This is a genomic window from Pseudomonas sp. KCJK9111 (genome assembly GCF_046231935.1).
Classification (GTDB): domain Bacteria; phylum Pseudomonadota; class Gammaproteobacteria; order Pseudomonadales; family Pseudomonadaceae; genus Aquipseudomonas; species Aquipseudomonas parafulva_B.
The window spans coordinates 1-12,729 of sequence record NZ_JBJJMO010000091.1 but is presented as its reverse complement, the minus strand read 5'-3'; the positions used below and the strand labels follow the sequence as shown (position 1 = coordinate 12,729).

The 12,729-nt window shown below is 60.5% G+C and carries 10 protein-coding genes; 2 read left to right on the top strand and 8 right to left on the bottom strand.

What is annotated here, in order from left to right; translation table 11 throughout:
* Nucleotides 1-110: 110 nt before the first annotated feature.
* The 6 genes from ACK59L_RS20320 to ACK59L_RS20295 all read right to left on the bottom strand — a co-directional run bounded on the left by ACK59L_RS20320 (nt 111) and on the right by ACK59L_RS20295 (nt 6,621).
* Nucleotides 111-878, bottom strand: coding sequence for an SDR family oxidoreductase (locus ACK59L_RS20320; protein ID WP_409275648.1), 768 nt, complete (start codon nt 876-878; stop codon nt 111-113).
* 645 nt (nt 879-1,523) lie between these two features.
* Entirely contained in the window at nt 1,524-2,240 is a 717-nt protein-coding gene (locus tag ACK59L_RS20315) for an ABC transporter ATP-binding protein (RefSeq protein WP_058638001.1), read from the bottom strand.
* Nucleotides 2,237-3,112 carry an ABC transporter ATP-binding protein gene (locus ACK59L_RS20310; protein ID WP_023532980.1) on the bottom strand — a complete coding sequence of 292 codons (876 nt, stop codon included), beginning with the start codon at nt 3,110-3,112 and terminating at the stop codon, nt 2,237-2,239. Before ACK59L_RS20310 ends, ACK59L_RS20315 begins: the two co-directional genes overlap by 4 nt.
* Nucleotides 3,109-4,410 carry a high-affinity branched-chain amino acid ABC transporter permease LivM gene (gene livM / locus ACK59L_RS20305; RefSeq protein ID WP_078477915.1) on the bottom strand — a complete coding sequence of 434 codons (1,302 nt, stop codon included), beginning with the start codon at nt 4,408-4,410 and terminating at the stop codon, nt 3,109-3,111. The genes ACK59L_RS20310 and livM overlap by 4 nt, the downstream gene beginning before the upstream one ends.
* Before the next feature lie 2 nt (nt 4,411-4,412).
* Complete coding sequence (locus ACK59L_RS20300; protein ID WP_023533025.1) at nt 4,413-5,327, bottom strand: ABC transporter permease subunit; 915 nt, start codon at nt 5,325-5,327, stop codon at nt 4,413-4,415.
* Between the two features lie 157 nt (nt 5,328-5,484).
* Entirely contained in the window at nt 5,485-6,621 is a 1,137-nt protein-coding gene (locus ACK59L_RS20295; RefSeq protein ID WP_023532927.1) for a branched-chain amino acid ABC transporter substrate-binding protein, read from the bottom strand.
* Between the two features lie 483 nt (nt 6,622-7,104).
* On the opposite strand from ACK59L_RS20295, the gene pncB reads away from it, so the two are divergent.
* A complete protein-coding gene (gene pncB, locus ACK59L_RS20290; protein ID WP_196136583.1) occupies nt 7,105-8,310 on the top strand; it encodes a nicotinate phosphoribosyltransferase in 1,206 nt (401 codons plus the stop codon).
* 4 nt (nt 8,311-8,314) lie between these two features.
* Nucleotides 8,315-9,142, top strand: coding sequence for an ammonia-dependent NAD(+) synthetase (gene nadE / locus ACK59L_RS20285; protein WP_196136584.1), 828 nt, complete (start codon nt 8,315-8,317; stop codon nt 9,140-9,142).
* A 55-nt stretch (nt 9,143-9,197) separates the two neighbouring features.
* On the opposite strand, the gene azu is transcribed toward nadE, so the two are convergent.
* Both azu and ACK59L_RS20275 read right to left on the bottom strand, forming a co-directional pair.
* The gene (azu, locus tag ACK59L_RS20280; RefSeq protein ID WP_058637996.1) at nt 9,198-9,647 is read right to left on the bottom strand and encodes an azurin; all 450 of its coding nucleotides are present in this window, start codon (nt 9,645-9,647) and stop codon (nt 9,198-9,200) included.
* Nucleotides 9,648-9,997: 350 nt separating this feature from the next.
* Nucleotides 9,998-12,298, bottom strand: a complete 2,301-nt coding sequence (locus ACK59L_RS20275; protein ID WP_409275643.1) for a YgiQ family radical SAM protein — start codon at nt 12,296-12,298, stop codon at nt 9,998-10,000.
* Between the last annotated feature and the right edge of the window lie 431 nt (nt 12,299-12,729).

Below are 12,729 nucleotides of genomic sequence, written 5' to 3'. Positions count from 1 at the left end.
CGGCAACGGCAACGGCCTTTCAGGTTCGCGTACAGCACGCCCGATTACGGCAGGGTTGCGCGGGGAACTCGCCAGTTGACGAGATCATTCCCACCGACAAAGACCCCAAATCACCCCTTCGCCGAGCGATCAATGGAGAACCCAGCCCAGTCCTGGCTTACCGGCATCAGTTCCAGGCTGTTGATGTTGATATGCGCCGGCTGGTTGAGGATCCAGAAGATGGTCTCGGCAATGTCCTGTGGCTGAATCGGCTCGGCACCCGCGTAGGTAGCATCGTACTTGGCCTGGTCACCGCCAAAACGTACCAACGAGAACTCGCTCTCGCACAAGCCAGGCTCGATGTTGCTCACCCGCACGCTAGTGCCGCGCAAGTCGCAGCGCAAGCTCAACGAGAACTGGCCGACAAACGCCTTGGTACCGCCATATACGTTACTGCCCGGATAGGGATAATTACCCGCCACCGACCCCACGTTCAGGATGGACGCCCCCCGCCCGTGGGCAATCAAGCGCGGCAGCAGCAAGCGCGTGGTGTAGATCAGCCCCTTGATGTTGGTATCGACCATGGTTTCCCAGTCGTCGAGGCTGCAATTCTGTGCCGCGTCCACCCCCAGCGCCAACCCGGCGTTGTTGACCAGCCCGCGAAGCGTGTCGAAACCCGCTGGCAAGTTGGCGATGGCCTGTTCCATCGCCTGGCGATCACGCACATCCAGCACCAGGCCATGGACCTCGGTTTGCGCTGACAATTCGGCACACAAGGCATCCAGACGGTCCTTGCGGCGCCCAGTGAGCACCAGCTTCCAGCCCGCCTCGGCAAACCGGCGGGCAGTGGCCTCGCCAAAGCCGGACGTGGCGCCTGTGATGAAGACGGTCGAAGTCATGCAGTGTTCCTCACGTAAGAGATCCTGGGTTAACCCGAAGCATGCCCGTGCTCGATGCGCCGGGCAAGTCGCCATACGCGCTGATCGTTTTTTGACCACACCGCTGAAGGCCGCGTATGCACTGGGCTGCAGCCACCTATGCGCACCTTATCCACAAGCCTTTCCCCGCCAATTGGGGGCAACTGCCGCACCCAGCGGAACCCTTTCAGCGAACCACGGTCTCGTCTGACTTTTTCACTAGGGCCAGATCCTTCGCCCCACGCTGCTTCCAGACGTCTGTCCAATGCTTTTCCACAATTTTATCCACAGACATCTGACCTTAGGACATCGCACTTAAAAAGTACTAGTCAGATAGGCATAGCATCACCCAGTACGACCATGGTCAAAAAATGATCAAATCTATGGAAGCCTCTGATTCATTGGCTTGCAGAAAGGTGCCACCATGTTTTCCACAGGCAGCTCCACACGAATGGTGGACTAAATCACGTTGTGGGTAACCGAGGATGCCCTGTCGCCTCGCGCCTGTGCATAAGCCCGAGGTCATGGCAGTTGTCCACATGAGGACTGGCCTGTTGAGACGTGCAGGAAGATGCTTTCGAGCGCTGACCAGCCCCGATTGGCTCAAGGCTGGACGACCATCAGGGCTCAGTGCCCGCCCAGATAAGCACTGCGCACCTCTTCATTGACCAACAACTCCTGGCCCGTACCCGTCATGCGTATCTGCCCGTTAACCATCACGTAAGCCCGGTCGGACAGCTTCAACGCATGGTTGGCGTTCTGCTCGACCAGGAAGATGGTCATGCCCGTCTTGGCCAGCTCGCGCAGGGTGGCGAAAATCTGCTTGACGACGATGGGCGCCAGCCCGAGCGAAGGCTCATCCAGAAGCAGCAGTCGAGGCCGGCTCATCAAGGCGCGAGCGATGGCCAGCATCTGCTGCTCACCCCCCGACATGGTCATGGCGCGCTGGTTGCGTCGCTCCTTGAGGCGTGGAAACAATGCATACATCCGCTGCATGTCCTCGTCAGCATGCTTGTCGCCGATGGGGATGGTGCCCATCATCAGGTTTTCTTCGACACTCATGTCCGGGAACACCCGCCGCCCTTCCGGCGACTGAGCGATGCCATTGGCGGCGATGTAGTGCGAGGACTTGCGGGTGATGTCGGTGCCCCGGTAGAGGATCTGACCGGAAGCGGCGCGAGGTTGCCCGAAAATGGACATCAACAAGGTGGACTTACCCGCCCCGTTGGCACCGATCAGGCTGACCGTCTCACCTTCGTCGATGTGCATGGACACCTGCTTCAGGGCCTGGATGGGGCCGTAGAATACATCCAGGTCCTTCAATTCCAGAATGGGTGCAGTCATATCAGCTCCTCTTCATCGGCACCCAGATAGGCAGCGATCACTGTCGGGTTGTTGCGGATATCCTGGGGCGCGCCCTCGGCGATCACGTTGCCGTGGTCCAGTACGACGATATGGTCGGAAATGCTCATGACCATGCCCATGTCATGCTCGATCAGCACCACGGTGATGTCATGCTCGTCGCGCAGGACCCGCACCATGCGGCTCAACGCCTCGGTTTCCTGGGGGTTCAGGCCCGCGGCAGGTTCGTCCAGGCAGATCACCTTCGGGCGGGTGCACATGGCACGGGCGATTTCCAGGCGTCGCTGCTGGCCGTAGGACAGTTCGCCGGCCAGGCGGTTGGCGCAGTCGACCAAGTCCACCACCTCCAGCCAATAGAACGCATGGTCAAGCGCGTCGCTCTCGGCCTTGCGATACCCCTTGGTGTTGAGCACGCCAGCCAACAGGTTGCGGTTGACCCACATGTGCTGGGCCACCAGCAGGTTCTCGACGACGGACATTTCCTTGAACAGCCGGATGTTCTGAAACGTCCGGGCCAGACCAGCCCGGTTGACCAAGTGGGTGCCGCCGAACATCTTGTAGTACAGCCGGCTGGCGAACCGTGATGGCGAGACGAAGTCCGCCGCCTGGAAGCGTTCGCCCAGCAATTGGATGACGTTGGTATGGCTACCCCGCGCGTTGAGCTCGATGCGCCCGCCACTGGGCTTGTAGAAGCCGGTCAGGCAGTTGAACACCGTGGTCTTGCCTGCGCCGTTGGGGCCGATCAGGGCGAAGATTTGATTGCGCCTGACTTTCAGGCTCACATCGCTGAGCGCCTTGATGCCACCGAACTGCATCATCAGATGGTCTACCGAGAGAATGATGTCGTCGCTCATGGCGCCACTCCTTTACGCGGGGTCACACCGGACCGGCTGATGCGGATCAGCCCGCGCGGTCGCCAGATCATCATCAGCACCATTAGCACGCCAAACAGCAGCACCCGGTACTCGGAGAAGCTGCGCAGCAGTTCTGGCGCAACGGTGAGCACGAACGCGGCAATCACCACGCCGACGGTCGAACCCATGCCGCCCAGTACCACGATGGCCAGGATCAGCGCTGACTCGAAGAAGGTGAACGAGGACGGGTTGACGAAGCCTTGGTAGGTGGCGAAGAACACCCCCGCCAGCCCCGCCGTCGAGGCGCCCAGGGTGAACGCCGAGAGCTTGACCAGCACATGGTTGAGCCCCATGGAACGGCAGGCAATCTCGTCTTCGCGCAGGGCCTCCCAGGCGCGACCTACCGGCATGCGCGTCAGCCGGTGCTTGATGTACAGCACGGCCAGCACCACCAGGAACAGTACCGCGTAGATGAACACGAACTTGAGGTTGGGGTTGTAATCGATACCCATGAACTCGTGGATGGGCACGCCCCCGTCCTTGGCCCGCCGCCCGAACTCCAGGCCGAGGAACGTCGGCGCCGGGGCCGGCATGCCGTTGGGGCCGCCAGTGAACGACAGCCAGTTGTTGAGCACCAGGCGAATGATTTCGCCAAAGCCCAAGGTAACGATGGCCAGGTAATCGCCGTGCATGCGCAACACCGGAAAGCCCAGGATGCACCCGGCCAGCGCTGCGGCAATGGCCGCCAAGGGCAGCACGCTCCAGAAGCCAAGCCCCAGGTACTGGTAGCCCAGCGCCAGGCCATAGGCACCGATGGCATAGAACGCGACATAGCCCAGGTCCAGCAGCCCGGCCAGGCCAACCACGATATTCAGGCCAAGACCTAGCAGCACGTAAATCAGCCCAAGGATCACCACCGTCAGCAAGTACTTGTTGGCAAAGATCGGGAAGATGATGGCGATCACGATGAGCGCAGGAATGATATAGCGCAGCCGCGACTTGTAGTCGGGCGGGTTCACATGCACGCCCGAGCCGCCATTGTCGAAGCCTTGCAGCATGCGCCGGCCGGCAGCGGTTTGCAGGTAAAGGCTGAGCAGGAAGCGCCCAAGCATCACACCGCCGACCAGCCACGCCACACGCCGCGGTTCGGCGTTGAAGCTGTAGCCGTCGAGCACCACACCGACGACCGGGCCGAACACGATGAGCGCCAGCAGCCCTGCCACCAGGGTTTCCACTACGCTGCGCTTGAGATCGAAGCCTGTCTTTTGGGGAACGGATACGGATTTGGCAATGGACATGGTCACACCTTAGCCACGAGTGGGCGACCCAGCAGGCCTTGGGGGCGGAAGATAAGGATCAGCACCAGCAGCGAGAAGCTGAAGACGTCCTTGTAGTCCGAGTTGATCAGCCCGGAGAACAGCGATTCGGAGATGCCCAGGATGATGCCGCCAAGCATCGCGCCAGGCAGCGAGCCAATACCGCCGAGCACCGCGGCAGTAAAGGCCTTGATGCCGATGATGAAACCGGCATAGAAATCGAAGGTGCCGTAGTTCATGGTGATCAGTACGCCGGCCAGCGCCGCCATCACGGCACCGATGACGAACACGTAGGAAATCACCCGGTCGGTGTTGATACCCAGGATCGACGCCATCTTGCGGTCCTGCTGAGTGGCCCGGCACATGCGCCCCAGCTTGGTGTACTTGATCACATAGGTCAGCAGGCCCATGCCAACGAAGGCCGCCACCAGAATGAAGATCTTGGTGTAGGTCAGTTGCACGAAGCCGCTGCCCACCTCGACGCGCCAGGCGCCTTCAAGCAGGGTTGGTACCCCCTGTTGCCGCGCACCTTGGCTGATTTGCGCGTAGTTCTGCAGGATCAGGGAAATGCCGATGGCACTGATGAGCGGCGCCAGGCGGGTGGAGTTGCGCAAGGGTTTGTAAGCGATACGCTCGATGGTGAAGCCATATACCCCGGTCACCACGATGGTGAACAACAAGGTGCCCAACATCAGCAGGGGGAAGGACTCGACGCCGAAATAGGCCAGCAATGCCAGGCTGATCGCCGCCAGATAGGCGGAAATCATGTACACCTCGCCGTGCGCGAAGTTGATCATGCCGATGATGCCATAGACCATTGTGTAGCCGATGGCGATCAGGCCGTAGACCGACCCGAGGGTCAGGCCGTTGACCAGTTGCTGCAGGAAAATACCATCCATAACGCAATCTCACCTGATCGAGATCGCACCAGTGCTGCCCACGCAGGGCCCGGTACCAGGCAGCCATGGCGCTGCAGCACTGTGCTGATCTTCGGATAAAGACGGGTACCGCAGGGCCGGGCCCTGGGGCTCGCGCCCCAAGGCCCTGGAGCCGTTGTTATTGTTGTTTTTCCAGCTGGTGGTACTTGCCGTCCTTGTCCCACTGGTAGACCACGTAGTCCGACACCGTCAGGTCACCCTTGCTGTCCCACTTCTTCTCGCCCATCACCGTCTGCACAGGGTTGGCCTTCAACCACTTGGCCGCGTCCTCGCCCTTGTTGGACTTGGCGCCGTTGAACGCTGCAGCCAGTGCCTGCAACGAGGCGTAGGCGTAAAGGGTGTAGCCTTCAGGCTCGGTGCCGCCTTTACGGAATTCCTCGACCACCGCCTTGCTGTCGGGCAGTTGACGCGGATCGGCGCCGAAGGTCATGTAGACGCCATCGACGTACTGCGCCCCGCCTGCCGTGGACACCAGTTCGTCGGTGACGATGCCGTCATCGGACATGAACCTCACGTCCTTGAGCCCTTGCTCGCGCAGCTGGCGTACCAGGGGGCCGGCCTCAGGGTGCAGGCCACCGAAATAGACCACGTCGGCGCCGGTGGAGCGGATCTTGGTCACAATGGCGCTGAAGTCTTTCTCGCCTCGGGTCAGGCCCTCGTACAGCACAGGCTTGACGCCGCGTTTTTCCAGCTGTGCCTTGGTCGCATCGGCCAGCCCCTGGCCGTAGGTGTCCTTGTCGTGCAACACCGCTACTTTCTGGCCCTTGAGTACATCGACGATATAGTTGCCGGCGACGACGCCCTGCTGGTCGTCACGCCCGCACATGCGGAACATGGCCGACAGCCCGCGCTCGGTGACCTGCGGGTTGGTCGAGCCTGGCGTGATGGCAATGACGCCTGCTTCGTCGTACACCTCGGATGCCGGAATGGTATTGGAGGAGCAGAAATGCCCTACCACGCCAATGACCTTGTCCTGGTCTACCAGCCGGTTCGCTACAGACACGGCCTGCTTGGGTTCGCACGCGTCATCGCCTTTGACCAGCACGATCTTCTCGCCATTGACTCCCCCGGCTGCGTTGATCTTGTCGGCCGCTGCCTGCGCACCTTTCATGTATTGCTCGCCAAACGCTGCGTTGGCACCGGTCATCGGGCCTGCGACACCGATCTTGACGTCGGCCTGTACATACGAAGAAACACCCAGGGCCGTGGCGACGGCCAGGGCCAGGAAACCTTTCTTGTAAAACGTCTGCGACATGAGGTGGTGCTCCTAGAGTTTTTTTGATTGGCACTACAACGCCCAGCTCTGTGCTCTGAGCAAGGGCCGTGCCATTAGATTTGCATCATGTCCAAACACCGCCGTGCGGAGGGCGGCGGGCGGGGGCCGCCCGTTTCTTTATTGAGCGTGCAACCGTCTATCCCAACTCAGGTAACACCGATTATCGCGGCGCTGGGCAACCGTACCGCCAGGGCATTGCAACTGGCCCACGGCCGATGGGCAACCGACCTGTAACAATTAACGTCACCGAACTGCACACCGCTGGTGCGTGACTGCTACAGCCCGCACCGTAACTACACTCGGCACGCGACGTAACGCCGTCCGGTTTGGCCGGTACGACACCGTACTCAGATTCTTCCGAAGGGTTTCGCGCTGCGTTGCCTCACCGCCGGCGTCGCAATCACATCGGCATGGCAAAGACTGGCACAATGACCGCCTATTGCCGTTTCTGGAGCCACCCTGATGAGCGAGAGCGCATTCGCCGAGCGCATCGTGCATAACCTGCTCGACACCGATTTCTACAAGCTCACCATGATGCAGGGCGTGCTCCACAACTACCCTGACGCCGATGTCGAATGGGAATTTCGCTGCCGCAATGGCGAGGACCTGCGCCCCTACTTGCACGACATTCGCCAGCAACTCGAGCAGCTTGCCGAACTGACGCTGGATAACGGCCAACTTGCCTTCCTGGAGCGCATCAGCTTTCTCAAGCCTGATTTCCTGCGCTTTCTGAGGTTGTTCCGCTTCAACCTGCGTTACGTGCACCTGGGTATCGACGACGGTCAGCTGGTGCTGCGCCTCAAAGGGCCCTGGCTACATGTGATCCTGTTCGAGGTGCCACTGCTTGCCATCATCAGCGAGGTGCGCAACCGTTCGCTGCACCCGCACATGCGCCTGGCCGATGCCCGTGATCAGCTTTACCGTAAATTCGATTGGCTGCGCGCCAACGCCAGCACCGATGAACTGGCCGAAATGCAGGTCGCTGACTTTGGTACCCGCCGGCGTTTCTCCAGCCGTGTGCAGGAAGACGTGGTGCGCGTGTTGCGCGATGACTTCCCGGCCCGCTTCGTCGGCACCAGCAATGTGGACCTGGCCTGGAAACTCGACATCAAGCCGCTGGGCACCATGGCTCATGAATGGATCATGGCCCATCAACAGCTGGGCCCGCGGTTGATCGACAGCCAGATCGCCGCACTCGATTGCTGGGTGCGTGAGTACCGTGGGTTGCTGGGCATCGCCTTGACCGACTGCGTGACCATGGACGCTTTCCTGGGCGATTTCGACCTGTACTTCGCCAAGCTCTTCGATGGGCTGCGCCACGACTCCGGTGATCCTGTGCTCTGGGCCGAGAAAGCCATTGCTCACTACCAGCACCTGGGCATCGATCCGATGACCAAGACGCTGGTGTTCTCCGATGGGCTGAACCTACCCAGGGCGCTGGAAATCTTCCGTGCCCTGCGCGGTCGCATCAACGTAAGCTTCGGTATCGGCACCAACCTGACCTGCGACATTCCGGGCGTAACGCCGATGAGCATCGTGCTTAAGATGACCGATTGCAACGGCGCACCGGTGGCCAAGATTTCAGACGAAGCGGCCAAGACCCAGTGTCGTGACGAGAACTTCGTCACCTACCTACGTCACGTTTTCAAAGTCCCCAGCAAGGAGTAACCCCATGCAAGCGGTTCAGCAAGAGATTGCCCAGGCACTCAAGGTACAACCGCCGTTCGCCGACGCTGCCGCCCTTGAGGCCGAAGTGACCCGGCGGGTAGCGTTCATCAAGGACTGCCTGGCCAATGCAAGGCTCAAGACCCTGGTACTGGGCATCAGCGGCGGCGTCGATTCGCTGACCGCAGCCCTGCTCGCCCAGCGCGCCATCAACGAGTTGCGTGATGAAACCGGTGACAAGGGCTATACCTTCATCGCCGTGCGCCTGCCCTATCATGTCCAGCACGATGAACATGATGCGCAGGCGTGCCTGAACGTCATCAAGCCGGACGAGACGCATACCATCGACATTGCCCCGGCCGTCAAGGCACTGGCAGGCGAAACGCAGGCGTTGAAAAACGGCTCGCCCACGCTCGTGGATTTCGTGGTGGGTAACATCAAGGCCAGGATGCGCATGGTTGCCCAGTACACCATCGCAGGCGCGCGCGCAGGCCTGGTGATCGGGACCGACCACGCAGCCGAGGCGGTCATGGGCTTTTATACCAAGTTCGGCGACGGCGCCTGCGACCTGGCGCCGCTCAGTGGCCTGGTCAAGCATCAGGTACGCGCCATCGCGCGCCATTTAGGGGCGCCGCTGTCACTGGTGGAGAAAGTGCCTACCGCCGACCTCGAAGACCTCGACCCGGGCAAGCCAGACGAAGCGGCCCACGGGGTCACCTACCAGCAAATCGACGCATTCCTGCATGGCCAGGAAATCGATCAGACCGCGTTCGATGTCATCGTTGCCAACTACCGCAAGACCCAGCACAAGCGCGAACTGCCGTTCGCCCCTTGAATACGCAATTGGGGCCGCGTTGCGGCCCCAATTCGTGTTCTACCGCGTGGTCACATCACTTGACCACGACTTTGCCTTTCATCATCGCGATGTGACCTGGGAAGGTGCAGAAGAAGCTGTAGTCACCGCCGGCTTCGAGCTTCGCGGTGTCGAACGTCACTTCAGTTTCCTTCTCTGGCGCGCCGATCATCTTGGTGTGGGCGATGATGGCGGCGTTGTCGGCCTTGATGTAGTCCTTTTCCAGACCCTGACTCATGCCTTCGGTGGCGATGCCCTGCATGTCGGCCGTCTTGCTGATGACCAGGTTATGGCCCATGACGTTCTTCGGCAGGTTGCCGGAGTGAGTCAGTTTGACGGTGAATTCCTTGCAGCTCTTGTCGACCGTGATTTCCTTGGTGTTGAAGGACATCTGGTCAGTCGAATCGACAGTTACCGAACACTCGGCTGCGAAGACAGAGGCGCTGGCGAGGGTCAGCAGGGATACCGCTACAGCTTTCGCAAACATCGTGAATCTCCTTGGCAGGGTTTTATCAACAGCGAGACTGCCTGAAACCGTCCAGCCCCTGGGTGACGTGCGTCAAGGGGATGTCAATGGGCCAGTCAGTTGAATTGTTCAATGGATTGTATACAACCAATCTAAGGGCACATCATGCCCTTTTAATAGACGATGGGACAACCTCTCATTTAGGAGCAGTACCAAATGCCCATGTCCAGTTTCTTGAACAGCCTGCTCGCTGCCTATGCCCACGCTGCCACAGGCGCGATCTGCGAGTTCTCGCGCCCCGAGTGATGCCGTTGTGCAGTGATCGACTAACCCTTTGTTGCTGAGGAAGGGGCCGCCAGGCGGCCCGGGTTTTAGCGTGGGATGACTGGCTGGCGCGGCTTCTTCCCGCCTTTGCCACCCTTGGCCGACTCCTTGCGCTCCTTGGCCGCCTGCTGGTTGCGGGCGAACGCCTCCGCCTTGGCCTTCTCACGCTTGTCCCATGGCTTGCTGCCATCACTGGCACGCGGCGGCAGGCCGGTGTGCTGGGTCAGGATCTTTTGGTCCTTGCCCAACTTATGGCTACCGGCAGGCGTCGAGTTCTTGCGTCGGGCGCTCTGGTAGGTTTCGGATTGCGGCTGGTGCAATGGGATCAGCTGATGCTTGCCTGGCCCGATCAAGTCGGCACGCCCCATGCGCTGCAGCGCCTCGCGCAGCATCGGCCAGCCCTTGGGGTCGTGGTAACGCAGAAACGCCTTGTGCAAGCGACGCTGCTCGTCGCTCTTGACGATATCCACGCCCTCGCTCTTGTAGGTCACCTTGCGCAGCGGGTTCTTGCCCGAGTGATACATGGCTGTGGCAGACGCCATCGGCGAGGGGTAGAACGCCTGCACCTGGTCGGCACGGAAACCGTTGCCCTTGAGCCACAAGGCCAGGTTCATCATGTCTTCGTCGGTGGTGCCGGGGTGCGCCGCGATGAAGTACGGGATCAGGTACTGCTCCTTGCCCGCCTCCTTGGAGAACTTCTCGAACATGCGCTTGAAGCGGTCATAGCTGCCAATGCCCGGCTTCATCATCTTGTCCAGCGGGCCACGCTCGGTGTGCTCCGGGGCAATCTTCAGGTAGCCACCCACGTGGTGGGTTACCAGCTCCTTGACGTACTCCGGCGATTCCACCGCCAGGTCGTAGCGCAGGCCCGAGGCGATGAGGATTTTCTTCACGCCTGGCAGCGCACGGGCCTTGCGATACAGCTCGATCAACGAACTGTGGTCGGTGTTCAGGTTCTCGCAGATACCGGGGAACACGCACGAGGGCTTGCGGCAGTGCTTCTCGATTTCCGGGCTCTTGCAGGCGATACGGTACATGTTGGCGGTAGGGCCGCCGAGGTCCGACACCACGCCAGTGAAGCCTGGCACCTTGTCGCGCATCTCCTCGATCTCGTTGAGGATCGATTCGTGCGAACGGTTCTGGATGATGCGCCCTTCGTGCTCGGTGATCGAGCAGAACGTACAACCGCCAAAGCAGCCGCGCATGATGTTGACCGAGAAGCGGATCATCTCGTAGGCCGGGATGCGCTCCTTGCCATAGGCAGGGTGCGGCACGCGCGCATAGGGCATGCCGAACACGTAGTCCATTTCCTCGGTGCTCATGGGAATGGGCGGTGGGTTGAACCACACGTCCACTTCGCCATGTTTCTGCACCAGGGCGCGGGCGTTGCCTGGGTTGGTCTCCAGGTGCAGCACACGGTTGGCGTGCGCGTACAATACTGGGTCGTTACGCACCTTTTCGAACGAGGGCAGGCGAATCACCGACTTCTCGCGCGTCACGCGCGGGCTATCGAGGATCTGCACCACCTTGGCTTCGTTCGGGTCTTCCTGGTCGCCCTTGGCTTGCTCGATGGCGCAAGCCTGGGTGTCCTGGGTGTTGACGTACGGGTTGATGATCTTGTCGACGCGCCCCGGACGATCGATACGGGTAGAGTCGATTTCGAACCAGCCTTCCGGGGTGTCCCGCCGCACGAAGGCCGTGCCACGCACATCGGTGATCGACTCGATCTTCTCGCCGTTGGACAGCCGTTGCGCCACCTCGACCACGGCACGCTCGGCGTTGCCGAACAGCAGGATGTCGGCGCTGGCGTCGATCAGGATCGAGTGGCGCACCTTGTCCTGCCAGTAGTCGTAGTGCGCGATGCGGCGCAACGAGGCCTCGATGCCGCCCAGCACGATGGGCACGTGCTTGTAGGCTTCCTTGCAACGCTGGCTGTACACCAGGCTGGCGCGGTCAGGCCGGCTGCCCGCCAGGCCGCCCGGGGTGTAGGCGTCGTCGGAACGTATTTTCTTGTCGGCGGTGTAGCGGTTGATCATCGAGTCCATGTTGCCGGCGGCCACACCGAAGAACAGGTTGGGCTCGCCAAGCTTCATGAAGTCGTCTTTGGACTGCCAGTTCGGCTGGGCAATGATGCCCACGCGAAAACCCTGGGCTTCCAGCAAGCGGCCGATGATGGCCATGCCGAACGACGGATGGTCGACGTAGGCATCGCCGGTCACGATGATGATGTCGCAGGAATCCCAACCGAGCAGATCCATCTCCTCCCTGCTCATCGGCAGGAAAGGTGCTGGCCCGAAGCATTCGGCCCAGTACTTGGGATAATCGTAAAGTGGTTTGGCTGCTTGCATATCAGTGACCGGCTCTGGTGTGCAGGGAAATCGCGGGCGCGGAGAATAGCACAAATTTTAACCAAATCCGACTGGATTCGTGGGAATTGATGGGTTGGGCGACCATTGGGTATTGAACCACCAAGCACCTGACCTGAGCGACATTACTGCACAGTAGCGGTGGCTAGGTTTTCTAATTGGCTGGCCATGTCCGGTGCTCGCCGAAGCCGTAGTGCTGGTAACGATATCGCATACCTTGGGGCTACTTCGGTATTGATCAGCCTCATCCCTAGCTTCGGCTACCTATGGGCCAACAATAATTTTGTGCGGTGGCGGTTTGCTGATGAAAGGGCCTGCGTGACGCATGGCCAGAGCGCGCTGGCTTGGTTTGATGGGGTTATTACCCTGACTAAGGAGCGGATCATCAGCCATGTCCAATCAGAGATGGCTTA

Excerpts from the sequence above, each read along its gene's own strand:
- livM (WP_078477915.1), bottom strand. The coding sequence starts at position 4,410 with ATGTCCATTGCCAAATCCGTATCCGTTCCCCAAAAGACAGGCTTCGAT.
- pncB (WP_196136583.1), top strand. The coding sequence starts at position 7,105 with ATGAGCGAGAGCGCATTCGCCGAGCGCATCGTGCATAACCTGCTCGAC.
- azu (WP_058637996.1), bottom strand. The coding sequence starts at position 9,647 with ATGTTTGCGAAAGCTGTAGCGGTATCCCTGCTGACCCTCGCCAGCGCC.
- nadE (WP_196136584.1), top strand. The coding sequence starts at position 8,315 with ATGCAAGCGGTTCAGCAAGAGATTGCCCAGGCACTCAAGGTACAACCG.
- ACK59L_RS20295 (WP_023532927.1), bottom strand. The coding sequence starts at position 6,621 with ATGTCGCAGACGTTTTACAAGAAAGGTTTCCTGGCCCTGGCCGTCGCC.
- ACK59L_RS20315 (WP_058638001.1), bottom strand. The coding sequence starts at position 2,240 with ATGACTGCACCCATTCTGGAATTGAAGGACCTGGATGTATTCTACGGC.
- ACK59L_RS20310 (WP_023532980.1), bottom strand. The coding sequence starts at position 3,112 with ATGAGCGACGACATCATTCTCTCGGTAGACCATCTGATGATGCAGTTC.
- ACK59L_RS20300 (WP_023533025.1), bottom strand. The coding sequence starts at position 5,327 with ATGGATGGTATTTTCCTGCAGCAACTGGTCAACGGCCTGACCCTCGGG.
- ACK59L_RS20320 (WP_409275648.1), bottom strand. The coding sequence starts at position 878 with ATGACTTCGACCGTCTTCATCACAGGCGCCACGTCCGGCTTTGGCGAG.
- ACK59L_RS20275 (WP_409275643.1), bottom strand. The coding sequence starts at position 12,298 with ATGCAAGCAGCCAAACCACTTTACGATTATCCCAAGTACTGGGCCGAA.